At 29.6% G+C, this 24,011-nt stretch carries 23 protein-coding genes; 6 read left to right on the top strand and 17 right to left on the bottom strand.

Annotated features, from left to right (window positions below):
* Window positions 1–621: a hypothetical protein gene (locus QZ306_RS04965; RefSeq protein ID WP_295161770.1), complete on the top strand. Its 621-nt coding sequence runs from the start codon at window positions 1–3 to the stop codon at window positions 619–621.
* A 17-nt stretch (window positions 622–638) separates the two neighbouring features.
* Window positions 639–2,414, top strand: coding sequence for a hypothetical protein (locus QZ306_RS04970; RefSeq protein ID WP_295161772.1), 1,776 nt, complete (start codon window positions 639–641; stop codon window positions 2,412–2,414).
* A 262-nt stretch (window positions 2,415–2,676) separates the two neighbouring features.
* Here QZ306_RS04970 and QZ306_RS04975 read toward each other — a convergent pair whose 3' ends face one another.
* From QZ306_RS04975 to QZ306_RS05035, 13 genes are all read right to left on the bottom strand, one after another.
* Window positions 2,677–5,166: an ATP-dependent Clp protease ATP-binding subunit gene (locus QZ306_RS04975; RefSeq protein WP_295161774.1), complete on the bottom strand. Its 2,490-nt coding sequence runs from the start codon at window positions 5,164–5,166 to the stop codon at window positions 2,677–2,679.
* Window positions 5,167–5,326: 160 nt separating this feature from the next.
* Window positions 5,327–5,662 carry a hypothetical protein gene (locus QZ306_RS04980; RefSeq protein WP_295161776.1) on the bottom strand — a complete coding sequence of 112 codons (336 nt, stop codon included), beginning with the start codon at window positions 5,660–5,662 and terminating at the stop codon, window positions 5,327–5,329.
* The gene (locus QZ306_RS04985; RefSeq protein ID WP_295161778.1) at window positions 5,659–6,231 is read right to left on the bottom strand and encodes an RNA polymerase sigma factor; all 573 of its coding nucleotides are present in this window, start codon (window positions 6,229–6,231) and stop codon (window positions 5,659–5,661) included. The genes QZ306_RS04980 and QZ306_RS04985 overlap by 4 nt, the downstream gene beginning before the upstream one ends.
* Window positions 6,232–6,308: 77 nt before the next feature.
* On the bottom strand, window positions 6,309–8,135 hold the full coding sequence (gene clpX / locus QZ306_RS04990) for an ATP-dependent Clp protease ATP-binding subunit ClpX (protein ID WP_295161779.1): 1,827 nt from the start codon (window positions 8,133–8,135) through the stop codon (window positions 6,309–6,311).
* 17 nt (window positions 8,136–8,152) lie between these two features.
* Window positions 8,153–9,475 (bottom strand): 30S ribosomal protein S12 methylthiotransferase RimO, encoded by a 1,323-nt coding sequence (gene rimO / locus QZ306_RS04995; protein WP_295161781.1) that lies wholly within the window; start codon window positions 9,473–9,475, stop codon window positions 8,153–8,155.
* A 204-nt stretch (window positions 9,476–9,679) separates the two neighbouring features.
* Complete coding sequence (locus QZ306_RS05000) at window positions 9,680–11,011, bottom strand: helix-turn-helix domain-containing protein (protein ID WP_295161783.1); 1,332 nt, start codon at window positions 11,009–11,011, stop codon at window positions 9,680–9,682.
* 14 nt (window positions 11,012–11,025) lie between these two features.
* The gene (locus QZ306_RS05005) at window positions 11,026–11,745 is read right to left on the bottom strand and encodes an outer membrane lipoprotein carrier protein LolA (protein WP_295161785.1); all 720 of its coding nucleotides are present in this window, start codon (window positions 11,743–11,745) and stop codon (window positions 11,026–11,028) included.
* A gap of 210 nt (window positions 11,746–11,955) precedes the next feature.
* Window positions 11,956–12,351: a rhodanese-like domain-containing protein gene (locus QZ306_RS05010; RefSeq protein ID WP_295161787.1), complete on the bottom strand. Its 396-nt coding sequence runs from the start codon at window positions 12,349–12,351 to the stop codon at window positions 11,956–11,958.
* 107 nt (window positions 12,352–12,458) lie between these two features.
* Window positions 12,459–13,130, bottom strand: a complete 672-nt coding sequence (gene nth / locus QZ306_RS05015) for an endonuclease III (RefSeq protein ID WP_295161789.1) — start codon at window positions 13,128–13,130, stop codon at window positions 12,459–12,461.
* A gap of 29 nt (window positions 13,131–13,159) precedes the next feature.
* Window positions 13,160–14,077 (bottom strand): hypothetical protein, encoded by a 918-nt coding sequence (locus QZ306_RS05020; RefSeq protein WP_295161791.1) that lies wholly within the window; start codon window positions 14,075–14,077, stop codon window positions 13,160–13,162.
* Between the two features lie 233 nt (window positions 14,078–14,310).
* Entirely contained in the window at window positions 14,311–15,072 is a 762-nt protein-coding gene (gene tpiA, locus QZ306_RS05025; protein WP_295161793.1) for a triose-phosphate isomerase, read from the bottom strand.
* Between the two features lie 26 nt (window positions 15,073–15,098).
* Window positions 15,099–15,662 carry an isochorismatase family protein gene (locus tag QZ306_RS05030; RefSeq protein ID WP_295161795.1) on the bottom strand — a complete coding sequence of 188 codons (564 nt, stop codon included), beginning with the start codon at window positions 15,660–15,662 and terminating at the stop codon, window positions 15,099–15,101.
* A 133-nt stretch (window positions 15,663–15,795) separates the two neighbouring features.
* Entirely contained in the window at window positions 15,796–16,728 is a 933-nt protein-coding gene (locus QZ306_RS05035; RefSeq protein WP_295161797.1) for a flagellar filament outer layer protein FlaA, read from the bottom strand.
* Window positions 16,729–16,906: 178 nt separating this feature from the next.
* Here QZ306_RS05035 and QZ306_RS05040 point away from each other — a divergent pair, with 178 nt between their 5' ends.
* Complete coding sequence (locus tag QZ306_RS05040; protein ID WP_295161799.1) at window positions 16,907–17,923, top strand: hypothetical protein; 1,017 nt, start codon at window positions 16,907–16,909, stop codon at window positions 17,921–17,923.
* Between the two features lie 15 nt (window positions 17,924–17,938).
* Here the strand turns inward: QZ306_RS05040 and QZ306_RS05045 are convergent, their stop codons facing one another.
* Genes QZ306_RS05045 through QZ306_RS05060 form a run of 4 tightly spaced genes read right to left on the bottom strand, consistent with a single transcriptional unit; the run spans window position 17,939 to window position 21,255 of the window.
* Window positions 17,939–18,775 carry a glycosyltransferase family 2 protein gene (locus tag QZ306_RS05045; protein WP_295161800.1) on the bottom strand — a complete coding sequence of 279 codons (837 nt, stop codon included), beginning with the start codon at window positions 18,773–18,775 and terminating at the stop codon, window positions 17,939–17,941.
* Between the two features lie 5 nt (window positions 18,776–18,780).
* Window positions 18,781–19,773, bottom strand: coding sequence for a glycosyltransferase family 9 protein (locus QZ306_RS05050; protein ID WP_295161803.1), 993 nt, complete (start codon window positions 19,771–19,773; stop codon window positions 18,781–18,783).
* Window positions 19,774–19,789: 16 nt separating this feature from the next.
* On the bottom strand, window positions 19,790–20,557 hold the full coding sequence (locus QZ306_RS05055) for a hypothetical protein (RefSeq protein ID WP_295161805.1): 768 nt from the start codon (window positions 20,555–20,557) through the stop codon (window positions 19,790–19,792).
* Window positions 20,558–20,565: 8 nt separating this feature from the next.
* Complete coding sequence (locus tag QZ306_RS05060) at window positions 20,566–21,255, bottom strand: ATP/GTP-binding protein (protein ID WP_295161806.1); 690 nt, start codon at window positions 21,253–21,255, stop codon at window positions 20,566–20,568.
* Window positions 21,256–21,476: 221 nt separating this feature from the next.
* On the opposite strand from QZ306_RS05060, the gene QZ306_RS05065 reads away from it, so the two are divergent.
* The 3 genes from QZ306_RS05065 to ftsA all read left to right on the top strand — a co-directional run bounded on the left by QZ306_RS05065 (window position 21,477) and on the right by ftsA (window position 23,980).
* Window positions 21,477–22,130 carry a hypothetical protein gene (locus QZ306_RS05065; RefSeq protein WP_295161808.1) on the top strand — a complete coding sequence of 218 codons (654 nt, stop codon included), beginning with the start codon at window positions 21,477–21,479 and terminating at the stop codon, window positions 22,128–22,130.
* 4 nt (window positions 22,131–22,134) lie between these two features.
* Window positions 22,135–22,635, top strand: a complete 501-nt coding sequence (locus tag QZ306_RS05070; RefSeq protein ID WP_295161810.1) for a hypothetical protein — start codon at window positions 22,135–22,137, stop codon at window positions 22,633–22,635.
* A 97-nt stretch (window positions 22,636–22,732) separates the two neighbouring features.
* Window positions 22,733–23,980 (top strand): cell division protein FtsA, encoded by a 1,248-nt coding sequence (gene ftsA, locus QZ306_RS05075; protein ID WP_295161812.1) that lies wholly within the window; start codon window positions 22,733–22,735, stop codon window positions 23,978–23,980.
* Window positions 23,981–24,011 lie beyond the last annotated feature (31 nt).

Genomic DNA, 24,011 nt, shown 5'->3' on the forward strand with positions numbered 1-24,011 from the left:
ATGAAATTAAAGTTAAAAATAGGTTTTATTACATTAATAGCTTTTATATTTATTTCATGCGGCGGCTTACCCGTAAAGGAATATGAGAGAGTAACAGCTTTAAGAGACACAATAGTAAACAAATATCCCGAAATAAAAACATTTGCTCAGGAAGATTTTGATATAGCTGAAAAAGGATATACCGAAGCTGATATTATTATGAAAGAAGAAAATAAAGATGAGGCGGATAAAGCCAAAGAACTATTATTGACAGCCGAAACAAATTATAATCTTGTTTTAGATAAAGGCTTGCCTCCATATTCAGAGATATTGAAAAAACAAACAGATGAAAGCGCCACTAATGCTATTAATATTAAAGCAGGCGTAATGTATGCTAATGAATTCAGTAAGGCTGATGCTTTATATAGGGAAGCTGATGTTATGTATACGGCTGAAAATAAAGACTATAGAGCAATGGTAGATAAGCTTTATAAAGCTAAAGAGGCTTATACGGACTTATATAATAAAACTAAAGAAAAATTTGACAGGAGCGATGAGGCTTTAAAATTGGTAAAAGAGCGTTTAGCTCAATTAGAAAAAATGATGCAGGAAATAGAAGCCTTTGAGCAAGAACAGAATTAAATATTTTAAGGAGTAAGATGATGAGAATAAAAAAAATAATAGCTATTATAGGTTTATTATCTTTTACATGGTCTATTTTACCGGCTCAAACTTATGAAGATGCTGCAAAAATAACAGATGAAGCGGATAGTTTGCAAAATGAAGGACAGTATCAGCAGTCTTATGATAAATCTCAGGAGGCTTCAGCTACTATAGACAAAGCAAGTATGGCGTTATTCTACAGACTTATGAATGCTAGAATAAATAAAACTAAAAATGATGCAGATAACGCTATAACAGAAATTAATCAGATGGGAGCATCTTCCGATAATCAATTTAAAGCAACTTATGAAGAAGCAGTTAAATACTTTGATGAAGGAAATGCCAATATAGGAAGTATGCCTTCTCCAGATGCTACAGCTCAAAATGATGAAGAGTTTACAGCTGCATCCAATACTTTTAATACAGTTCTGCAGTATTTTAATAATGCATTAGCATCAGCCAATACGGTTAAAGAAGGTTATTTGGGAAGAGAAAGAGACACTGCTTCTAAAGCTATAGCAGATGCAAGAGGAAAATATAATTCAGCTTTGGGAAAAAGTATAAAAGCAGGCGATAATAATGATAAAACCGTATCAGGAGCATTAACTAAGGCAGATGAGGCTTTGAAAGCCGATAATTTTGCAAGCGTACAGCAAAATGTTGCAGCCGCTCTTGCAGGAATAAATAAAGCTGAAGCAGATGCCGCCGCTAAAGCCGCTGCAGAGGCTAAAGCTAAGGCGGAAGCTGAGGCTAGAGCAAAAGCTAAAGCGGAGGCTGAAGCTAAGGCGGAAGCTGAGGCTAGAGCAAAAGCTAAAGCGGAGGCTGAAGCTAAGGCAAAAGCCGAAGCAGAGGCAAAAAGAAAGGCGGAAGAAGAGGCTAGATTAAGAGCTCAGCAGGAAGCTATAGCCAAAGCTAAACAGGATATTGCCAATGCTCAGCAAAAATACAACAATCTTATAAATGATAATACCATAACAAGAGGCAATGAAGATGATAATAATATATCCACTCTTTTAGCCGACGCTAATAATATAGTGGAGACTAATCCTGAAAATGCAAGCAAGAAAGCTTTAGAAGCCTCTAAAACTATGGACGATTTAATTAATAACAGAGATAATGCTATAGAAAGAGAAGAAAATCAAAGACAGCTGGATAATATTAAAGCCAGATATCAGCAATTAGTTAATGACGGTTATATAATTACAGGAAGCGAAGAAGATCAGAATCTTTCTCATATAATAAAAGATGCGGAAGATGCTTTGGCTAATAATGATAATACTTTAGCCAGAGAAAAACTTGAAGAAGCCAACAGAAATATGAATGCTATATATGAAATGGGACCTAAAAAACCAGGTGACGGAGATTTAGTTGATATAGATACGGACAATAATGAAACCGGTCAGATTATAGATGCTACTACAGGTCAATCTGTTAATACCGAAGGTAAAATTACTGTACTTCCTATGTATTATACGGTTGTGCAAAGAACTCCTTTAACTGATGCCTTATGGAGAATAGCGGGCTACTCTTTCATATATAATAATCCTATACAATGGTACAGATTATATCAGGCTAACAGAAATATATTGAGAGATCCTAATAATCCAGATTTAATACTTCCTGGTCAGTTATTAACAATACCTAGTATGAACGGAGAGGAGAGAGCCGGAACTTATGATCCTAATATGGAATATATTACATACGATGAGGCTATAATATTAAGAAATCAGCAGCAAAATAATAATACTGCAGAAGAAACAGCCGCACAATAAAAAAATTAATTGATAAAAATCTATGCATAATATATTTATGCATAGATTTTTTTATCTGAATACTCATCTTATAAAAAAATATATATAATTCAAAAAGCAGTATTTTAATATCTTAATAAAGAATAATTTAAACCAAATAATAAAAATATAAAGTATTAAAAAATTAATGTATTATTTATGATGTAAAAAAAGATGCTTTAAAAATTATTGTATTAAATAATTTAAAAAGCATCTTCAATATTTATAGGAGTATGTATGTTAACTAACTTTTAGATAATTCCTTGTCTTCTGTTTTAACAGGCTTATCATAAGAAAATATTAAAGAGCCATCATTATTAGCATCAACATTAACTGTATATCCCTCTTCTATATTGCCGAATAATATTTCAGTACTGATATAATCTTCTATCTCTTTCTGTATAGCTCTTCTTAGACTTCTGGCACCGTATTTTTTATCAAAACCTTTATCTATAATATAGCTCTTAGCTTCTTCCGTCAAATTGATAATAATATTTTTTTCTTTGATAGCATCATTTAATTCTTTAAGCATTATATTGATAATATCCTTCAAATCATCTTTAGTAAGAGTATGGAAAACTATAATATCATCAATTCTATTTAAAAACTCAGGATTAAAAGTTTGCTTTAATTCTTCTAAGGCAAAGTTTTTTATATCATCAGAATCTTTTTCACTACCTACGGCATTAAATCCTAAAGAACCGCCTTTAACAATGTCTCTGGCTCCTAAATTACTGGTTATTATTATAATAGTATTTGAAAAATCAACCTTTATTCCAAAATTATCGGTAAGCTGCCCCTCTTCAAGAACCTGCAAAAGTATATTAGCAACATCAGGGTGGGCTTTTTCTATTTCATCAAAAAGTATAAGAGAATAAGGTTTTCTTCTTACTTTCTCGGTAAGTCCGCCGCCTTCTTCATAACCCACATATCCCGGAGGTGCCCCTATAAGTCTGCTTACGGCAAATTTCTCCATAAACTCGCTCATATCTATTCTAATAAGAGCATCACTGTCACCAAACATAAATTCTGAAAGAACTTTAGCCAAAGCTGTTTTCCCAACTCCAGTAGGTCCTAAAAATATAAAGCTTCCAAGAGGTCTTTTAGAAGTTTTAAGTCCTGCTCTGCTTCTTCTTATAGCTTTGGAAATCAAAGATATAGCTTCTTGCTGACCTACAATTTTTTGATGAAGCTCCTCTTCCATTCCTATGAGTCTTTTGCTTTCAGAACTTAATAATCTTTTGATAGGTATATTTGTTATTTCTGATATAACATGTCTTATATCATCTTCTTCAATATATGTATCTATTTTTCTTCTTTCTTCACGCCATTTTTCTTCTTTTTTTAAAATTTCTTCCTGTAATGAAGTTATTTCATCTCTTATTTTAGCAGCCTCTTCAAAATTCTGATTATCAACAGCATTCTTTTTATCCTGATTAAGCTCCTCTATTTTCTTTTCCAAATCTTTAACCTCCTGAGGTCTTGTCATATTCAGAAGTCTAGCCCTTGAACCAGCTTCATCTATTAAATCTATAGCTTTATCAGGCAAATATCTTTCAAAAATATATCTCTTGCTTAAAACAGCAGCAGAATTAATAGCCTCATCAGTATATTTTACCTTATGATGCTCTTCATATTTGCTTTTTATTCCGTTTAATATCTCTATAGTATCCTCTATACTAGGCTCCTCCACATTAATAGGCTGAAATCTTCTAACTAAAGCACCGTCTTTTTCTATATACTTTCTATATTCATTAATTGTTGTAGCGCCTATACACTGAATTTCACCTCTTGAAAGCGCAGGCTTAAGCATATTAGCGGCATCTAAAGCACCTTCTGCTCCGCCCGCTCCTATTAATGTATGAAGCTCATCTATAAATATTATAATATTATTTGCTTTTTTTATTTCTAATACTATATTTTTTATTCTCTCTTCAAACTCTCCTCTGTATTTTGTACCAGCAACAACAGAAGATAAATCTAAAGTTAATACCCGCTTTTTCAATAAAATATCAGGAACATCAGCTGACACTATCTTTTCAGCCAAGCCTTCAACTATGGCGGTTTTACCTACTCCTGGCTCACCTAGAAGTATAGGATTATTTTTCTTTCTTCTGGAAAGTATCTGAATTACTCTCATAACTTCATTTTCTCTGCCTATAACTCTGTCTAAAGCCTTATCCCTTGCCATCTTTGTTAAATCACGGGCAAATTGATCTAATGTAGGAGTTTTTATTTTTTTTACATTATCTTCCTGATGAGTCTGCTCTGAAGACAGTATATTGCTTGATGCAACCCCAAGCATCTTTAATATTTCCTGTCTTAATATGCTAAGTTCAAGCCCCATACTGGTAAGCACATTATAAGCTGTACCGCTTTCTTCTCTCAAAAGTCCTAAAAGCAAATGCTCTGTTCCTATATAATTATGACTTAAAGCTCTAGCCTCTTCAGCAGACCTGCTTATAAGTTTTTGTACTCTTGGGGCGGTCGGCAATGTGCCGAATACTTTTGTGGCGGAAGATTTTACCATAGCAGACTCTAATTCTAACTTTAATCTGTCTAAATCTATTTTCAATCTCATTAAAACACGGGTAGCCAAAGCTTCGGATTCATGAAGTAATCCTAAAAGTATATGTTCGGGAGTAACCATATCATGATTTAATCTTTTTGCTTCCTCCTGAGCATACAACTCTATAACTTTTTTTGCTTTACTTGTTAAATGAAATTGAAACATGTTATAATCCTGCAATATATAATATTTATATATAAAAAATATTCTGGTAATTATTATCGGATATAATAGAAATACTATTATATAAATAAAATTATACATCAGCATATAAAATATAATATGATAATGTATAATTTTAAATTTCTTCCGCAGATATTAAATTTTAAATAAAACTGCTATTAACCACATTAACAATATTTTCTTTATTTCTAACAGACGATGCAGTATTAGTTTTAATGGAATTGCTTCTGAATCTGCCTGTATTACCGTAAAACAAAAACAAACTAAGCATCAAAACTATTGCCGTAGATAAGGCTAAGGAAAGCTTAAAAGAACACATAAAAACATACAATGGATTAAATTTATTTTTATCCATAGTCTCCATTTTAGCTCTATGAAGCATATGCTGCCACTCCCTATCAGGCAGATTAGGCAAATCGAAATGATGTCTTTTTTTCTCGATTTTGCTTTTAAATTGCATCATGTCATGTAATTTCATAAAAGAGTCCTTTCCTTTTCTAATAACGATTTCATTTTCTTAAGAGCATAAGAATAATTGCTCTTAGCTGAATCGCCTGATATACTTAAAATATCTGCTATTTCTTTATATGAGTAATTCTCGTAATATCTCAATATAAAAACATCTCTTTGTTTTCCTTTTAATTTCATAGAAGCATTATATATTTTTTCTTTAAGATATATCCTTTCATATTCTTTTTCAGTATTATATCTTTTATCATCAACTATCTCCAATTTTTCCAAATACGGAGATTCTCTCCTATAAGCTTTAGAATACATATTAATAGCAGTATTACTTATTATACGATACAGCCAGCCTTTAAAGTAATTGCGTTCTTCATATCTGTCTATTGCCCTATATACCCGTATTAATACATCCTGCGTTAAATCCATAGCATCTTCATAATTATGCATAAAACGGTATGACAAATTAAATATGTAATTTTTGTACCTTGTTAATAAAATATCCAAGGCTTCACTGTCGCCTTTCTTATGTGCTTCTATTAATTCATAATCTTTTAATAATTCTTTTTCTTTAGTTACTATCATAATCCACAAACTCCAATAATTATCTGTTATTAAATATACATACTATATTATAACAAATAAACATACAATAAGTAAAATCAAGCCATAAATGATTCTTTAGAAAAATTTTTATTAGAATTATCTATTTTTTTATCATCATTGCTTGAAATCACTGTCTCTCTATCCTTAAATGCATTTTCTATATCATATTTGGTAAGAGTAAGAGTATTGCCTTTAACTCCGTCCAAATTAAAAAGTATATTAACCATTGCAGCTTCAACTATACTTTTTAATGATCTAGCACCCATATTCATACTGGAAGCCTTATCAACTATAAAGCCAATAGCTTCCGATGTTACAGTTAATTTTTTTCCTATACTTTTAAAAAATTCAGTATACTTAATAATAGGAGATTCTGAAGTTTTTGTCAAGATATCTTTTAAATTTTCCTTACTAAGATCATTTAAAGTTACTATTATTGGTATTCTGCCTATAAACTCGGGTATCATACCGTATTTTTCTATATCTTTAACATCAACCTGACTTAATATTCTATTTTTTTGAAGCTTGCTTATAACGGCATTAGAGCCGAAGCCTAAGCTGCTCTCTCCTTTTAAACGCATCTTTATAATATCATCAAGTCCTACGAAAGCTCCTCCGAATATAAACAATATATTTTTAGTATTCATAAGTATTCCGTCACTGGAATGCATCATTCTTCTGTCTCCGAATTCAGGAACTCTTATATCCTCTCCATTCATCATAGAAAGAAGCGCCTCCTGAACAGCCTTATCAGAAGGGTTTCCCGTAGTTGATTGATGTGCATCAGCTTTAGCTATTTTATCAACCTCATCTAAAAACACTATGCCATGCTGAGCCTTATCTAAATCACCGTTAGCCTTTCTATACAGATTATACAAAACAACTTCCACATCGTCTCCCACATATCCTGTTTCAGTTAAAGTTGTAACATCAGCCCTTGCAAAAGGAAGATCTAATATATCCGCTAAAGTTTTAACTAAATAAGTCTTACCGACTCCTGTAGGTCCTATCATAAGAATATTGGATCTAAAAGGTATATCTTTATTGCCGTTTATTCTTAAGCAATGCAGATATGCATGTACCGCCAATGCTTTTTTAGCCTCATCTTGTCCTATAACTATTTTATCCAATTGAGACACTATTTCTCTGGGAGTTAATATACCTGAACTTAATGATTTACTTTTACCGCTTACTTTATTCTCTAAAGTAAATTTTTTTATAACTTCCTCGCTGTTTATTATATTATCTATAACCTTATAGTTTTCTTTTTCTAAAAATGCAAATATTACTTTGGAGCTTACAAATGTTATGAGTGTATTCGTAATTTCAAATATACCTATACTAGGGTAAGGTTCATGAGATAAATTAAATATGCCGCTGGATATTAATTTGCTGTTATTATCAAAATAATGATACTTATTTATATAAATATCGCTGTTTAATGTAATGAGTTCTAGTATCCTTCTAATAGATATAGCAGACATAGAATCACCGTAAATGGTGTAAACTAATACGGAATATAATATAAATCTTTCATCTAAATCCAAATTATTTTCATATATAAATCTTTCTATATTAAAATTGTATTTCTTAAAAGCATTTATTTTCTTAACATCTGATTTAATAGAGTTTACAAGTATTTCAATTTCATTAGTATTATTAACTATTTTTTCATTATTAGGAAGCATTTCATCATCATATCCTAAAGCTCTGTCAATATTGCTTGATAGTCTTCTTGTCATGTCATTTCTATCAGATATCAAATTTAATGTATACACAATCTTAGTTACTATTTCAAAATATGTTCTGAAAGCCTCTTCTCTATCTGATGATGAATATTTTTCATTGACATTAGATTTATTATCTTGTTTTTTTTTCTTCATAACATCATTCTCCTAAATCAAATAACATTGCCTATTAAATCATATTCCGTATTATGAGTAACGGAAACTTGAACTATATCGCCTGTTTTTATATTATTATCTGCATTTTCATTATAAACTTCAACATAACCGTCAACTTCTGGAGCATCATACTTGCTTCTTCCTATAAATCTGCCGTCTCCGTCTTCTTTTTCTATAAGCACATCTATATTCCTTCCTATAAATCTCTCTAATCTTTTTTCGGATACTTCTACAGCTGCATGCATAAGTTTTTCTCTAAGCATCAATTTTTTATTTCCGCTTATTTTAGACTTATTTATAAGCAAAGCCTTAGTGTTTTCTTCCTCAGAATAAGTAAATACTCCGACTCTATCTAGTTCGGAATTTCTTATAAATTTTATCAATTTTTTAAATGATTCAGGAGTCTCTCCCGGAAAGCCTACTATAAAAGAGGTCCTTATAACAGCATCATTATCATAACTTCTTATCTTATCAATCATTTCTCTGTAAAATTTATATCCTCTTGAGCCTCTGTTCATATCTTTTAATATATCTTTATCAATATGCTGCAGAGGTATATCAAAATAAGGCACTATCTTATCAATAGAAAAAAATGCCTCTATTATTTCATCATTTAATATTACTGGATTTTGATATAATACTCTTATCCATTTTATACCTTCAGTCTTTGAAAGGGCTTTTAATAAATCTGGAAGAGCCAATTTATTATATATATCATATCCGTAATATGTCGTTTCCTGAGCTATTAAATTAATTTCCTTAGCGCCGTTTTCTGCATAGTTTGCAGCCTCTTTTACTATATCTTCAATTTTTCTGCTTCTATGTACGCCTCTTATTGATGGTATAGCACAGAAACTGCAGTTCGCATGGCAGCCATCGCTTATTCTTATATAAACACTATGTTCAGATCCAGTATTTATTCTCTCTCCATACTCTTTATATTGAGTATTTTCTTTTGCATCATAAAATCCGTTTTCTTTTACAGCTTTTAATATATTCTCTAATCCATGTATACCTATAGCAGAATCAACCTCTTTAAACATGTCAAGAAAATTTTCTTTATATCTTTCACTCATACAGCCTGATACTATCAATTTTTTACATCTTCCGTACTTCTTGTAAATAGAATGATCAAATATAGCATCTATAGATTCTTTTTTTGAATCCTCTATAAAAGCGCATGTATTTATAACTATAATATCAGCTTCTTCTGGGTTATATGTAATATTAAACCCGTTATTTGATAATATAGACAATATATGCTCTCCGTCAACCGTATTTTTTTCGCACCCTAAACTATGTAAATATATATTTTGCAAATTAATTATCCTTTTTATTGATTATATATTAAAAATATACTTAAAATTATTAAAATGTCAATTATATATATAATAAGCATCTATTAAGTAAATTAAAACTTATAAAATGCAATATACCGAATTTTATCAATTTCTGAAATCAGCCAAAAAACATATAACATGTTAAATATAAAATTAATATGCGGTTATTAAAAACTATAACTTCTATTTTGTATCCGACATAATAAGATTATATCTGGTGGAGTCATTAAGATTCTTAACCCATTTTACAGTCTTATTAACGGTTTCTCCTGCAGCGCCTACATTTATAACTTTTCCATTAACTTTTACTGAAACCTCACCTGCATTTCCTATAGTAAGCATAACTACATCTTTAGCCTCTAAATATAATGTTTTTCCGCTTAAAATATTTGTTGTAGCAGGTCTGTTAGAATCTATAAAATATCTTACATATACAAAATGCTTCGCTGTTATTTCTATTCTTATATCAGTTTTTTCCGTATTCTGATCTATATATGTTTCTCCGTTTATAACAAGCAAATTTGCAGATACAGTATCATTATTGTATTCGTTGTTATTCAATTCAGGATTTTCAATATCATTAGTATAACCAGCATTAATCATTTGATTTTCTTCAAGTTTTTCCATTTCTACAGTTGCCGAATTATCATAAACATCTATAACGCTTATCTTAAAATCATTTATTCCGTTTCCATTCAAATCTAATATTATGGGGCTGCTTTTGGAAAAAGACAAATCCTGGCCATTGATATTAATGTGAAGAACATTTCCTATAGTATTAAATCTTATTGTAGCTGATATGCCTAAAGGCTTAAAATATATAATATCTCCTGATTTTACACTTTGTTTTGCCTTACTATCAACTATATTCTTTGATATTTCTACTTCATTTCTATTATGTCTCTTATTTCCTGACTGGAATGTGGTGATTATATTTTTCCAATTAAATAATATAAATGCTATAACAGATATAACGGCAAGTATAATTATTACAGCATGTATTACAGATCTGTTTTTATTTCTTAATTTATATAAATCTCTTCTTGCCATAAATAATAAATCCACTTCAGCATTATTATTTATATTTGCATTTTTTCTATTTGTTTTTTGTATAGTTTTTTCTTCTTTTTTCTCATTATGTACTGTATCTTTAATAGATTCTTTTGCAGTTTCTTTATTACCGTCATTCTCTTTATTATACTCAGCATCTTTAGAATGTTCTCTGCCTTTTTTTACACCTTTAATTTTGGTATTTTTTAATAAATCCTGCTCAAACCTCACTCCGTTTTTTTGTAAATTATACCTTTCAAGAACCGTATCGGCATCTAATGACAATTTATCGCTCAAATTTTTAATAAAGCCTTTTACATATATCTCTCCAGGAAGCGTATCAAATTCTTCATTTTCTAAAGCTTTTATAAATTTAGCAACTATATGAGTGGAAGATTCAAGCTCTTCTACACTAAGTCCTTTTTTTTCTCTGGCATTTTTTAATATCTGACCTATGGTTTCCATATAAATCCTTAAAATTAATTTGGTGCTAAACCATCTTTAAGAACCTGCATATCCTCAGATATATCAGGTTCAAAATCTTTATTATTTTCTCTGTAGCTAGGATTATATCTAATAGAAGTGAACCAATATTCTACTGGAATATTATTAGCCGTTATTCCTAATATTCTTATAATCATACCAGTATCATCAACCCATAAATGTATTTTTGTAAAACCTGTTCTATCCACGCTGGCCTGTTTTGAAGTTAAAAGCATATGATAAGCCATTCTATTATCATTAGCCGCATAAGAACTATTATATTTAGCTATTCCAAGTTCAGAATCAAGAAAATTATTAACAGGTACTAATCCTCTTTCATTATAAAAGTCTATATTAAATTTTGCCGTCAATCTAAGTATCCCCTGCGCAGTATATATGGCACCCGAATCTCCGTAATTTAATTTCTGTTCGGAAACAACATTATTTCTTGGAAATAGTATCCATAAAGTTTTTCCGTTGCAGTATATGGACTGTCCGTTTCCTCCGCTTGAATAGCGAATTCTGAAAAGGTTAGGATTTTTTGTTATAACACTGCCATAAGATACTTTTTCACCATTGCGTTCTGCAAAATCTGCGGCAAATCCTTTAATACCCGAAAATCTATTTGATATCATACTTACAACTTTTTCAGGAGTCATTATCTGACTGTAAAGCCTAATACTAAATAATATAATAAATATAATAACTTTTTTCATAAAATATTTTCTCTTTCCTTAAAAGATATTAAAATTCAAAATATTTTTTCTAAAATCGTATAATATAATAAAAACTCATAAAAAACAAGTATTTTATTTTTTATTTGAAGCAAATAAATTTATATGAAATACATAGAAGCATATAATAATATTTATAAAATAAAAAATAAGATTTAATAATATATTCAATTATTTATTATTTTTATATAATTAATTCTTATTAGTGAGCATTGCATTTACAAAGTCAGAATAATTTACATTTGCCAAGTTATAAATATGCAGAAAACCATTAGTTGACATTATGCCTGATGCTATAGAAGACCTGTTTCCGCTTCTGCAGTAAATTATATATTCTTTATTTTTATCTAAAAGATCTATTTTGCTTTTAAAATCGGTATTAAGAACATCAATATTAATGGAATTAGGAACGCTTCCAGACATATATTCTTCTGCAGTTCTTACATCTAATAATACTAAATTCGTAGATTTATTCACTATATCCAATGCTTTTTTTATATTAATCTCATTATACGGCTTTTTAGAACATGAAAATAAAATAAATGAATATATAATAACAATAACGCAATATAATAAATTTCTTTTCATAAATATATACCTCTTTAAATTATGCAAATATTATGTTAATTAAGATAATATTATATTTATATATTTTGTCAAATAATTTTAACAATAATTATATAAATTAATCTCTCTTAAACCATACTTTTTTCTTTATATTCATTTCTGAAATAATCGCAGTACTGAGATACAGAACATTTAGAACATAAAGGAGAAATTGGTCTGCATAGATTTTGACCGTATACTACCAAAGTATCATTATAAACTTTCCAATATTCCTTAGGAAGTTTATCTCTCAAAGCAAATTCAGTTTCATCAGGGGTTTTTGTACTCACATATCCGAATCTGTTAGATATTCTATGAACATGGGTATCCACGCATATACCGTCTTTATCAAAAGCTTCAGTTACAACCAAATTGGCAACTTTTCTTCCAACACCTCTAAGTTTTAAAAGCTCATCTATTTCATCGGGTACATTTCCATTAAAATCGTCTATAATCATTTTTGATGCTTCCAATATATTTTTAGCCTTTACCTTATAAAAACCTACAGGATATATAAGGCTTATTATTTCCTCTTCCGTAAGCTTAAGCATATCTTTGGCATTTCCCGCTCTCTCAAATAATCTCATAGAAGCATCTCTGGTTGTGGGATCTTTAGTTCTAAGAGAAAGCATAGTTGATATTAAAATTTTATAGGCGTCTCTATTGGTAAGTATTTTTATCTCCGTTACCACAGGCATAGACATTTTTTTTGTTACTTCAATAAGTTCTTTCATTATCAGATGAATATCATTATCATTCATAAAAATAAACCTCAATTAAAAATAATCTATTATTTATCAAATAAGTACCAAAATTTAGAATCGGTTTTTACAAACGGCTTTAATTCCAAGTATGTAAAATCAATCTCTATAATGCCTTGAGCATAGTCCGCTATTTTATATAAAGGCCATATAAATTTTATTCCGTAAGGCGTAACATCATAAATATCGCTTAATTCTATAGAATAAAAATCAAAAAAATCTTTCTCTGTAAAGTTTCTAAGTAATTTGGATCTCATTAAACGGATTAACTCTCTGTCATTTTTATTTTCTATTAATTCGGAAAGACTATTTCCTATTTTTTCTCCGCTTGAAATCAAGTATATAGAGGGTGAAAAATTATATATTCCATGAATTCCGCCTGTATAAGTATAATTATATAAAGAAAAAGATATTATATTCTCATCTAAATAAGAAACATTTATTTCTTTTTTCATATAAAAATCATCTTTGCTGTATGAAGATTCTTTCCAAACATTATATTCATCAATAATAGAATTATTTAAAAGAAGAGATATTCTGTCAGAGTTTAAAGATTTAACACCATCCACATCTAAAGATATTCTATCCAAATTATTAAGATTTTTTTCGTTTTTTATTATGACGGCATCTTTGCTGGATTCAAATTTTTTATCATTATAGTTTAATTCTAATGAAGAGTTTATAATTTCAAGATAATTAATAGGATATTTATTATCATTAGAAAACTCAAAATTATAGTTATTTTCTCCGTCAAAAGAATGCCATTTTCCTGAAAAAACAAAATTATTTAATACTATATCATCAAAGTATCCTGTTATTCTATTATTAACGCTTTCTTCAATCTTAATTTTATTGTTTAATATATTGCCTTTTATATTTATAAACTGATATATTGTGTCATAATAATATTTACCTGTAATCTCATTATTATTTATATATAAATACATATAAATTTTAGATTCCCCTATATACCCGCTGCAAAAATAAAACTGCTTAACTGATAACTGAGGAGATTTAGAAAATAATATATTTGAATAGAAAGCAAATATTAATACAAAAAATATTTTTAATAATTTCAAAATATACTCTTCATAATTTTTAATTTTATTATATATATTAATAAAAATAAAACAAGGGCAGTGCTAAAAAGCATGCCCTTTAAATAAAACTAGATATATAATTATTTAGCTGAATAATTAACTATTCTTGCAAATTTATCCGCATCTAATGATGCTCCTCCAACTAAAGCACCATCTATATTAGGCATATTAAGCAAATCATCTGCATTTTTTTCATTAACACTTCCGCCGTAAAGTATAACCATATTGCAGGCTGCAGATTCATTATAAATAGATTTTAAAGTTTCTCTTATAGTTTTATGCACATCGTCTGCATCTTGAGGAGTGGCGGTTTTTCCTGTTCCGATAGCCCAAACAGGTTCATAAGCTATAACAACTTTTTCAGCTTCTTCCACGCTTAAACCTTTGAATGCCGCTTTAGTCTGAGTACTTACCACATCGGAAGTAATTCCCTTTTCTCTCTCTTCCAAATGCTCTCCTACGCATAAAATAGGTATAAGATTTTTATCCAACGCTTTTTTTACTTTTTTATTTATAAGCTCATCTTTTTCCAAAAAAATATCTCTGCATTCAGAGTGTCCGATAATAACATATTTGCATCCTACAGCTAAAAGCATATCTGCAGAAATCTGGCCTGTAAAAGCTCCCTTATCTTCATAATATAGATTCTGAGCTCCTAATTTAATATTAGTGCCTTTAACAGCATTATAAACATCGCTTAAACAAGTGAATGTCGGAGCTATCATAATATCTCTGTCTTTTACATCTTTAACCAAATCTTTTAATTGATTAACCAGATCCAAAGCCTCCTTATTAGAATTATTCATTTTCCAGTTTCCAGCTATAAGTTTTTTTCTAGCCATTTTTAATCCCCTTAATTTTTTATATATTAGTTATCTTTTAATAATTTACTTACATCTTTAAAACAAGAAACCTTGCAGTTTTCTATATGTGCAAACATTATCATCTCTGTAGTTACTATATTAGCTCCGAGATTAGCCATTTGCCTCAAAGCTGTATCCTTGCTCTCTCTGGTTCTGGAAGTACAGGCATCTGAAACTACATATACATTATATCCGTTTTCAAGCAAATGAACCACACTGTAATAAACACATACATGTGCTTCTATACCGAAAACCACTATATTACATTTATTGATGGAATTAAATTCATTTACAAAATCTTCTGATGCGAATATACTGAAATATTCTTTAGCAAACAGTTTATAATTTTTTGGAAATACTATTCTTTCATCAGTACCTCCAAGACCTTTTGGATACTGTTCTGTAATCAAAACAGGTATATTATGCATATCTGCTGTCCTAAAAAGAAGGTTGGTATTCTTTATAACATTCTCAGAATCACAAACTGCAGGCGCTAATTTAGCTTGTTCATCTATACAAATATATAAAGCACTGTCTTTATTGATTAAAGGGTCTTTCATTAATTTCATAATTAACTCCTTGAATATAAATATTATATTTACAATATTATATTGTAAAATAAAAAAAATACAAATAAAAAAAGGGGAAACTATTAGTCTCCCCCTTAATTTATTAATTAGATTTTATTTACAAAACTAACTATTACTGAGCTTGCTCCTGAGCAGCTGCTGCACCATCTTGTGTGCCACCATCACCTATGCGTCTTTGTTCAAGTTCTCTTAACTGAGCTTGTTCGCGTATTCTAGCCGCTTCTATAGCTTGTTTTCTGTCATTTTCAGTTTTTAAGATTTGCCAAGTAGCTTCATCGTCAATATCTTCTTCAAAATCAACAACTACCACATCATACTCAACTGTAACATCTTTAATATAAGTAATGAAGTCTCCGCCTTTAGTATCTTTAATTCTATAGAAACCTAAAGAATCTAATTTAATGGAAGGTATCATTCTAGGATATAGAGGCTCTCTTACCAATACTCTGTCTCTGATATTAGGTAAATATTCTCTGTTCTCCCATTTTACTTGTCTCCAGCCGTCAAAATAAAGATAACCCATAGGATAAGATTTTAATTCGCCGAACTGATTTTGTAAGTTTACAAAGTAGCTAACTAAATAATTACGTCCGTAAACCCAAGAACTAATAGATTTAATTTCGCCTACATTATGTATAACACCTTTACCTTCTGTATATTTAGTACCGTCAGTACCGCCATACATTTCAAGTTCAAATAAAGGTTTTACTAAAGCGTAACTATTCCAAGCAGCTAATGGGAAATGTACTCTTATACCAAGAACCTTACCTGCTTCCCAAGCACCGTTGTTGCCTTTACTGTCTACGTTAGTAACATAAGAATTTCTGCGATTTTCAGTTAATCTAGCAGATTCATTAAGCCATACTACCCAGTTATCATTATAAAGATTTTCTGCAACTGGAACCACTTCATTTTCCTCACCTTCTCCTGCCTGTAAATTATCAGCATTGCCTGTTATAGCAAAATCAATTAAAGTTGAGTTTGTCAAACCGTAAGCAGATGCGGCGATAAAAAGGGAAGTAAATATTACGAATAACTTTTTCATAATTTATTGCACTCCTTGTACTAATTAATAAGCATAATAATATAACTTTTATACACTAAATTTCTTAATTTGTCAAGCAAATTTAATTAAAAAATAAATCAATATTTGACATTATCTATTATTTAATGTAAAATCTAATATTAAGAATGTAATTATGTAAATAAAAAAGGGTTATGATATGGCTTCTAAAAAAACAACTGCTAAAAATCAAACTATAAAACCTCCTATATTATTTTCCAAAACTCAGGATATTATAAGTAAAATTTCAAATCAATTAGACGCTCCTCTGCTTTCATATTGGAATTCAAACGGAGGAAGCGTATGTCAGAATGATGTTATTGTTTTATCGGATATACTTAAGCATATAGGAAAATGCGATAAAATATATTTCTTTATAAAAAGTTCAGGGGGGAGCGGTCAGGCATCTTTAAGAATAGTGCATCTTCTTAGACAATCATGCAAGCATTTGGTGGCTCTGCTGCCTTTAGAAGCTGCAAGCGCCGCTACAATGCTTTGCTTGGGAGCCGACGAAATACAAATGGGACCTTTGGCTTTTCTTACTGCAGTTGACACATCTCTTCAGCATGAATTATCGCCTATAAATAAAGATAATAGTTTAGTATATGTAAGTCAGGACGAATTGGCAAGGGTAATAAAACTATGGAAGGAACAGGCTGGAAATAATGACAATAATCCTTATGAGCATATATACAAATATATACATCCCTTAGTGCTTGGAGCTGTGGACAGAGCATCAAGCCTCTCTATAAAGCTTTGCAAAGATATTTTATCATATCATATGGATGATCAGAAATTAATAGATGATATATCCAATTCTCTTAATTCAGCATATCCTTCTCATAATTATCCTATAACTATAAAAGAAGCAAAAAAATTAGGACTTAATGTTAAAGAAATGGATGAAAAATTAAATGAATCTTTAATGTCATTAAATGAGTATTATTCGGAGATGGGACAAAAATCATGCACAGATTATGACGAGTTCAATTACCATGATAATGAAATACTTAATATACATGAAGGAAGCACTATACAAATATACTATCAAGAGGATAAGGACTGGCATTATAGAGCTGAAGAAAGAAGATGGATTCCTATGAATGACAACAGCGGCTGGATAAAAAATACATTAATAAACGGAAAAGAAAATAAAAATAAATTTCATATTAGATAATACCGCTTATTAATGCTATCTTATGCTTTGACTATAATCATTTTGATTTTTTCTTTTGTGTAATAATTTCTTTATAGGTTTAAATAATATATCGCTTATCCATGCATTATTTGTTGGAAAGACTCTTCTTCTTGATATAAATAATATGCATTTGCCTACCCATAATACCTTGCTGCTGAAACTGCATACATCATTGGAATACTGAGCATCATCTCCGTCTCCTATTTTTACCTTCCATCCGCCAGATTTTCTGGCTATTTCTGTTTTTACCGCTATTCCTGTAGTATGCGTTCTATTCGGGACATTCCATATACTAATAAATTTTTTATTATCCTTCATCATATTAAACCATCTTAATATCCAAGGAACAAATTGAACTGGAAAGCGTTTCATCATAAATCTGGGGCAATGCCTTATAAAACTTACATAACTCTTAGAATATTTTTCCGGCAGAACATCATAAAAAGCCTCAAGCAAAGCATAAGTTTTGCATAATGTTGCATCGGTTTTGCCTTCTATTATAGGTCTTACCATATTATCTATAAAATTATCGGATACGGCAACATCAGCATCAAAAAATATTATAACCTTTCCCAAAGCATCTCTAAGTCCTGTATTTCTCATATACTGAACATCAGACTTTTTATCATTATGAAGTATTTTTAAATACCTCTCCCCGTATGTTGTTTTAAATTCTTCAGCTATTTTTAATGTATTATCTGCAGAAGAATCATCTATTAATACAATTTCAATTTTTAAATCTGTTTTCTGATTCTTTATAGAATCAAGTAATATAGGCAAATATTTTTCTTCATTAAATGCTGTTATAACTAAAGTAACATCGTAATACATTATGCTTATCCTAATGTCAGTAAAATACTTTCAAATTTGCTTATAACCTCTTCAGGCTTTATTATACTTCTGCATTCAAAGGTTTTAAGTCTGCATTTCTTGCCGCCGCATATACAGGCAGGATTATCAACTTTTTTCTCTATAATATGACTGTTTATGCCTATCGGACAATTTTGATAAGAAGGCGTTGAAAAATATAATGCCAAAGTAGGTATTCCGACTATAGAAGCCACATGCATAGCTCCGGAATCATTTCCTATAAATCCGTCGCATAAGCTTAAAACTGCGGCTATCATATCCAATGACATATAAGGTATAATAGGATAATTTAAAAGCATTGCCGATATTTTATCCGATATTTCTTTTTCATTCGGAGTGGTTATAAATAATGTTAAAGCATCATACTTTTTTGATAAATAATTAGCAGTTTCGGCAAAATACTCTTCCATCCAAATTTTACCAAAACTATTAGTAGCGCCTATTCCATAAGCAAATATTTTTTTATTATGCGGATTAATTTCTCTTAAATATTCTTTAGCTTTTATCATAACCTCTTCTTTTATATTTAATTTAATTGAAGGTCTTTCATCATAAATATCAAGAGTTTTAAGCAAATTAATATAGTAATCGGCTGTATGTATCCATCTTATTTCTTTTCTGCTCACTGCATCGGTAAGCATAAAAGATCTATAGTCCGATTTATATCCTATTCTTATTTTTATACCATGACCAAATATTCTAAATGCGCTTTCAAATGAATTTGGAAAAAGCAAAGCCGCATCAAAATTATATTTTTTTAAATGAGGAAATCTCTTCAATTCTAAGCAGTCATCAAATAAATCAATTGCCTTAAATATTCCGAACATAGATTTTTTTGCCATTACTGTAATTTTTATATCTTTATATTTTTCTTTTATCAGATATACTGCAGGCATAGACATAATGATATCTCCAAGCCAATTGGGAGCATGTATAAGTAAATTTTTAATATCTTTCATAACACATAATTAAAAGTTAAATATCGTCTAAATCAATAAAATCATTCATAAATTTTTCATAGCCTAATATTATATTTTTATAAACATTTCCTTCCATTTTTATTAAATTATTAGACTTTCTAAGATTTATAAAATATTCATAAAGCATAGAGAAATCATTTTTAAAAGTATTTTTCCAAATATCTTTTGCAGATTCAGAAACATTGATAGTTTTAGAGTTTATTATAATATATCTAAGCCTGCCAGCTTTACCCGAATAAGCAGAAATTACAATATCTATATGCTTGTCATTAACAAAGCATAATTGATCCTGATAATATATTGAATTAATGATACTTTCATTTATAGGTATTAATTTTTCATTTTCATCTATATAATTATTAGAATAATAATTAATTCCGTTAAATGACAAACTAATATAGAATGGCTCTAATTTTACTTTCATAGATTTTATCTCTATCAGAGTCTTTGCCAAATTAGTTAAAACAATATCATTTAATTTCATTATAATATTATTTTCATATCTTTCCATATCTACTATAACGGAACTATGCATTTGATTAAAGCCTATATAGTCAATACTCTTTCCAAGCCTCATAGAATTAGAAAATAAGAAATTTTTATAAACGGTATCAGATACATAATATCTTTCAAAAGTTTCAGAATCTAAAATTACAGCATCTTTATCTGAGCGTCCCTGATACTGACTGTAAAATATAGTTTCATATACATTAGGCGAAAGCATAGAAGCTATCTCATATAATCTTAAATTACTGTAATCCATAAATTAAACTATATAACATTTCCTACACTTTTTATATCATAATCAATTATAAATAAATCATACCTTAAAGACATTTTTAAATTATCATTATAAAATCTACTGTCTATGCAGCTGAATTTTACAGGAATATTTTTTTCTCTGGATAATTCTAAGGCTATATTTTCACCTTTCAATATATCATCAATAGAGGTATAATCCATCAAATGGGTATTATTTACTATGGCTGTAACATTTAATCCAAGCACTGCTTCTATACTAAGCAAACTGCCTAAAGCAGCTTCAAAAGTAGAGTTCTCTTTTCTGTTTGCATTAATAACAAAAAAAACATCTGTTTCAGAGATATCAACATATTTCCTGAAAGATGCAAAAGATAGGCTTCCGACAGAGTTTCCGCCCATATCTATAATACCTATAATATCTTTTCTGTCAAATAAGGAATAAACTTCTGCAGACACGGCAGGCAAATCGCTTCCCGACTGAGGCAGATAACTTCCTATAACTTTTATGTTTCTTTTACTTAAATATGAAGAATGCTCTCTGGATCTGAAATAAGGATTTACAACATCTAAGTCGGCAATATAAATATCTTTAGATGTGAAATTTCTTATATACATACTGTAATTGACGGAAAAAGTAGTTTTGCCTGCGCCGTAATGACCGCATATTATTGTTACCCTGCCGTATTTACTATTGTTCATTATAAATAATCCCCTAAAACAATATCACATTTAAAATATACTATTTTTAATAATTTTTTCAAATTTTTTTTATAAAAATTATGCCGGCAGCAAAAAATTTAATATATGAAAATTAATGCAAAATAAATTTACTGTACTAAAAATGAAAATATATCCGATAAATATAACAAGATTCTATTTTTAATGTTTTAATATAGTAAAATAAAATTAGGAATGAAATAATGAAAATATATATATTTATTTTGATATTTTTATTCAGCTATTGTTTATTTCCTCAATATGCTACAAATGATGCTTATAATCCGAACAATAATATGCAGACATCGGAAGAAAATAATCAAAATGACGGATATATAACTAATGACGCTGTAATGGGACGAAAACCAACTGTAATAGATACTCCTATAACGGGATTTAAAGATATCAAATTAGGCGCAACAAGAGAAGATACTATAAATGCAATATTAAGCGATAATACTATGACGCTGCCTAAACAGTATATGACAGGCACAGTTGATTTATCTGCTGAAGAAAGTGCAACATTTTTAGCATTGGAAGAAAACAAATTTTATAAAAGCGGATATTTTATTTTCAAAAATGATGCATTATATTCTATAACTATAAATTTTCAGCCTAATCAGGTGGACTTCTTAGAATTATTATCTGCCCTTAATGCTAAATACACTAAAGGCTCATTTATAAATGCAGATACCGTAGCTTGGCAGAATGGAGATATAAGAATAATACTGGAAAGACCAAGCATTATAAAATATATAGATATGAATAATATTACTGAAACATCTGATACCAGAATAAGAGAAAAAGAAGAAGTCCCTCCTCAAAATACCAGAAAATCCATATTAGAAGGACTTTAAATTAATGCTTAGGAATATATTATTTACATCTTTTGCTTTATTATATTTATTAGCTTTTACTGCATGTAATAAAAACAGAAATGATATAAAAAGAGTAGAAATTATTTTAAAAGATGAAGATTTTAAAGAAAGTATAGAAATAAAGGAATATAATGAAGATAACTTAAAAAAAACGGCTTTATCATCTTTAAAAGAGTTTTACTCAATGCCTTACAATGAAAAAAGCGTCCGCAGAGCTTATGAAAAATTCTACTCTTCAGATTATAAAGAAATATTGAAAAAAACCAGAAATATAAAAAATGTAGATGAATATGTGCAAAGCAATCCATCATTAGATTTTGAATTTGAAGCAGAAATAAATAAAGTTTATGATATAAAATTAGAAGGTAAAAAAGCATATATAGATGCCGATTCCTCTGTATATGACAGAGTAAAAAACACTACTTCAAAAGCAAGACAAACATTTGTAATGTCTTATGAAAATAACAGATGGGTTATACTATAATCATATATTAATACTATCATTATAGAAAATAATCATTAATACCGCTTTAAATTTTGCCGAAAAATATTAACATAATATTATTATTTAGGAGTTTACCTTGAAAGAGCCAATTATAGCAGGATTGGATGCAGGAAGCGCATCAGTAAAAACCGTTATTGCCCGTGTTAATAATGATAAATTAGATGTTATAGGTATAGGTGAAAGCGAAAGCGAAGGTATAAAAAAAGGCGTTATAATAAATATAGATGCTGCAGCCAATGCTATAGAAAAATCTATAAATGAAGCTGAACATATGGCGGGACTGCAGGCTCCTAATATAATTGCCGCTATAGGCGGAGACCATATAAAAGGATTAAACAGCAAAGGCGTAATAGGAGTTAATACAAAAGATAAAGAAGTTACTCCTGCTGAAATAGAAAGGGTGCTTGAAAGTGCTAAAAATATATTAATACCTGCCGACAGAGAAATAATTGAAACAATAGAGCAGGAATATTCATTGGACGGTCAAGACGAAATTAAAAATCCTATAGGAATGTCTGGAACAAGATTAGAGACAAAAGTACATATAATAACAGGGCTTAAACATGTAAGCGAGCATCTTAAAAAAACTTTAAATAAAATGCGTTTCTTAGGAAAAGATTTTATAGTTAATATAAGAGGAAGCTCCGAAGCCTGTCTTACGCAAGATGAAAAAGAATTAGGAGTTATAGTATTTGATATAGGGCACTCCACAACTTCCATAATGGTATATTTGGAAGGTTCTGTTTGGCATACTGCTGTTGTGCCTGTAGGAAGTCAGCATATAACTAATGATATAGCTGAAGGACTTAGAATAACAATACCTTCCGCTGAAAAATTAAAAAGAGATCATGGATTTGCATTTATAGATATGGTGGGAGAAAAAGAAATTATAGAGGTGCCAACTGCAAGCGGACAAATAAGAACTATACCTAAAAGAGTATTAACTGAAATTATACAGCCCAGAGTTGAGGAAATATTCAGTTTATGCGGAAAAGAATTAAATAAAATGAAATATATAGATTCTCTTTCTGCAGGTATGGTATTTACAGGCGGAGGAGCTCTCCTTCCAGGATTAACAGAGCTTGCTAAAGCTTATCAAAATGCAGTTAAAGGATCAGCGCCTATCACTGCAAGAATAGGCATACCAGATAAAATTGAAGGAATAAGAGATATAGCAAATAATCCCGCATATTCCTCCGTTATAGGAATACTGATGATGAGTTTAGATGAGGCTACTCAGGTTAATATATCAAATAAAAAAACATCTGAAAAAGGTAAATTTAAATTCAATTTTAAAAATCCTTTCTCGGAATTCTTTAAATAATTTGATTTTTATGTTATAAAGAGGCATAAAT

This window comes from uncultured Brachyspira sp. (assembly GCF_910588665.1).
Classification (GTDB): Bacteria; Spirochaetota; Brachyspiria; order Brachyspirales; family Brachyspiraceae; genus Brachyspira.

Bases quoted from the DNA above. Each gene is read 5' to 3' on its own strand.
- QZ306_RS04980 (WP_295161776.1), bottom strand. From the start codon at position 5,662: ATGAAATTACATGACATGATGCAATTTAAAAGCAAAATCGAGAAAAAA.
- QZ306_RS04975 (WP_295161774.1), bottom strand. From the start codon at position 5,166: ATGTTTCAATTTCATTTAACAAGTAAAGCAAAAAAAGTTATAGAGTTG.
- clpX (WP_295161779.1), bottom strand. From the start codon at position 8,135: ATGAAGAAAAAAAAACAAGATAATAAATCTAATGTCAATGAAAAATAT.
- QZ306_RS04985 (WP_295161778.1), bottom strand. From the start codon at position 6,231: ATGATAGTAACTAAAGAAAAAGAATTATTAAAAGATTATGAATTAATA.
- QZ306_RS05030 (WP_295161795.1), bottom strand. From the start codon at position 15,662: ATGAAATTAATGAAAGACCCTTTAATCAATAAAGACAGTGCTTTATAT.
- QZ306_RS05040 (WP_295161799.1), top strand. From the start codon at position 16,907: ATGGCTTCTAAAAAAACAACTGCTAAAAATCAAACTATAAAACCTCCT.
- QZ306_RS05035 (WP_295161797.1), bottom strand. From the start codon at position 16,728: ATGAAAAAGTTATTCGTAATATTTACTTCCCTTTTTATCGCCGCATCT.
- QZ306_RS05020 (WP_295161791.1), bottom strand. From the start codon at position 14,077: ATGTATTTATATATAAATAATAATGAGATTACAGGTAAATATTATTAT.
- QZ306_RS05045 (WP_295161800.1), bottom strand. From the start codon at position 18,775: ATGTATTACGATGTTACTTTAGTTATAACAGCATTTAATGAAGAAAAA.
- QZ306_RS04970 (WP_295161772.1), top strand. From the start codon at position 639: ATGATGAGAATAAAAAAAATAATAGCTATTATAGGTTTATTATCTTTT.
- QZ306_RS04965 (WP_295161770.1), top strand. From the start codon at position 1: ATGAAATTAAAGTTAAAAATAGGTTTTATTACATTAATAGCTTTTATA.
- QZ306_RS05060 (WP_295161806.1), bottom strand. From the start codon at position 21,255: ATGAACAATAGTAAATACGGCAGGGTAACAATAATATGCGGTCATTAC.
- QZ306_RS05050 (WP_295161803.1), bottom strand. From the start codon at position 19,773: ATGAAAGATATTAAAAATTTACTTATACATGCTCCCAATTGGCTTGGA.
- QZ306_RS05065 (WP_295161808.1), top strand. From the start codon at position 21,477: ATGAAAATATATATATTTATTTTGATATTTTTATTCAGCTATTGTTTA.
- tpiA (WP_295161793.1), bottom strand. From the start codon at position 15,072: ATGGCTAGAAAAAAACTTATAGCTGGAAACTGGAAAATGAATAATTCT.
- QZ306_RS05055 (WP_295161805.1), bottom strand. From the start codon at position 20,557: ATGGATTACAGTAATTTAAGATTATATGAGATAGCTTCTATGCTTTCG.
- QZ306_RS05010 (WP_295161787.1), bottom strand. From the start codon at position 12,351: ATGAAAAGAAATTTATTATATTGCGTTATTGTTATTATATATTCATTT.
- QZ306_RS05000 (WP_295161783.1), bottom strand. From the start codon at position 11,011: ATGGAAACCATAGGTCAGATATTAAAAAATGCCAGAGAAAAAAAAGGA.
- QZ306_RS05070 (WP_295161810.1), top strand. From the start codon at position 22,135: ATGCTTAGGAATATATTATTTACATCTTTTGCTTTATTATATTTATTA.
- QZ306_RS05005 (WP_295161785.1), bottom strand. From the start codon at position 11,745: ATGAAAAAAGTTATTATATTTATTATATTATTTAGTATTAGGCTTTAC.
- nth (WP_295161789.1), bottom strand. From the start codon at position 13,130: ATGAATGATAATGATATTCATCTGATAATGAAAGAACTTATTGAAGTA.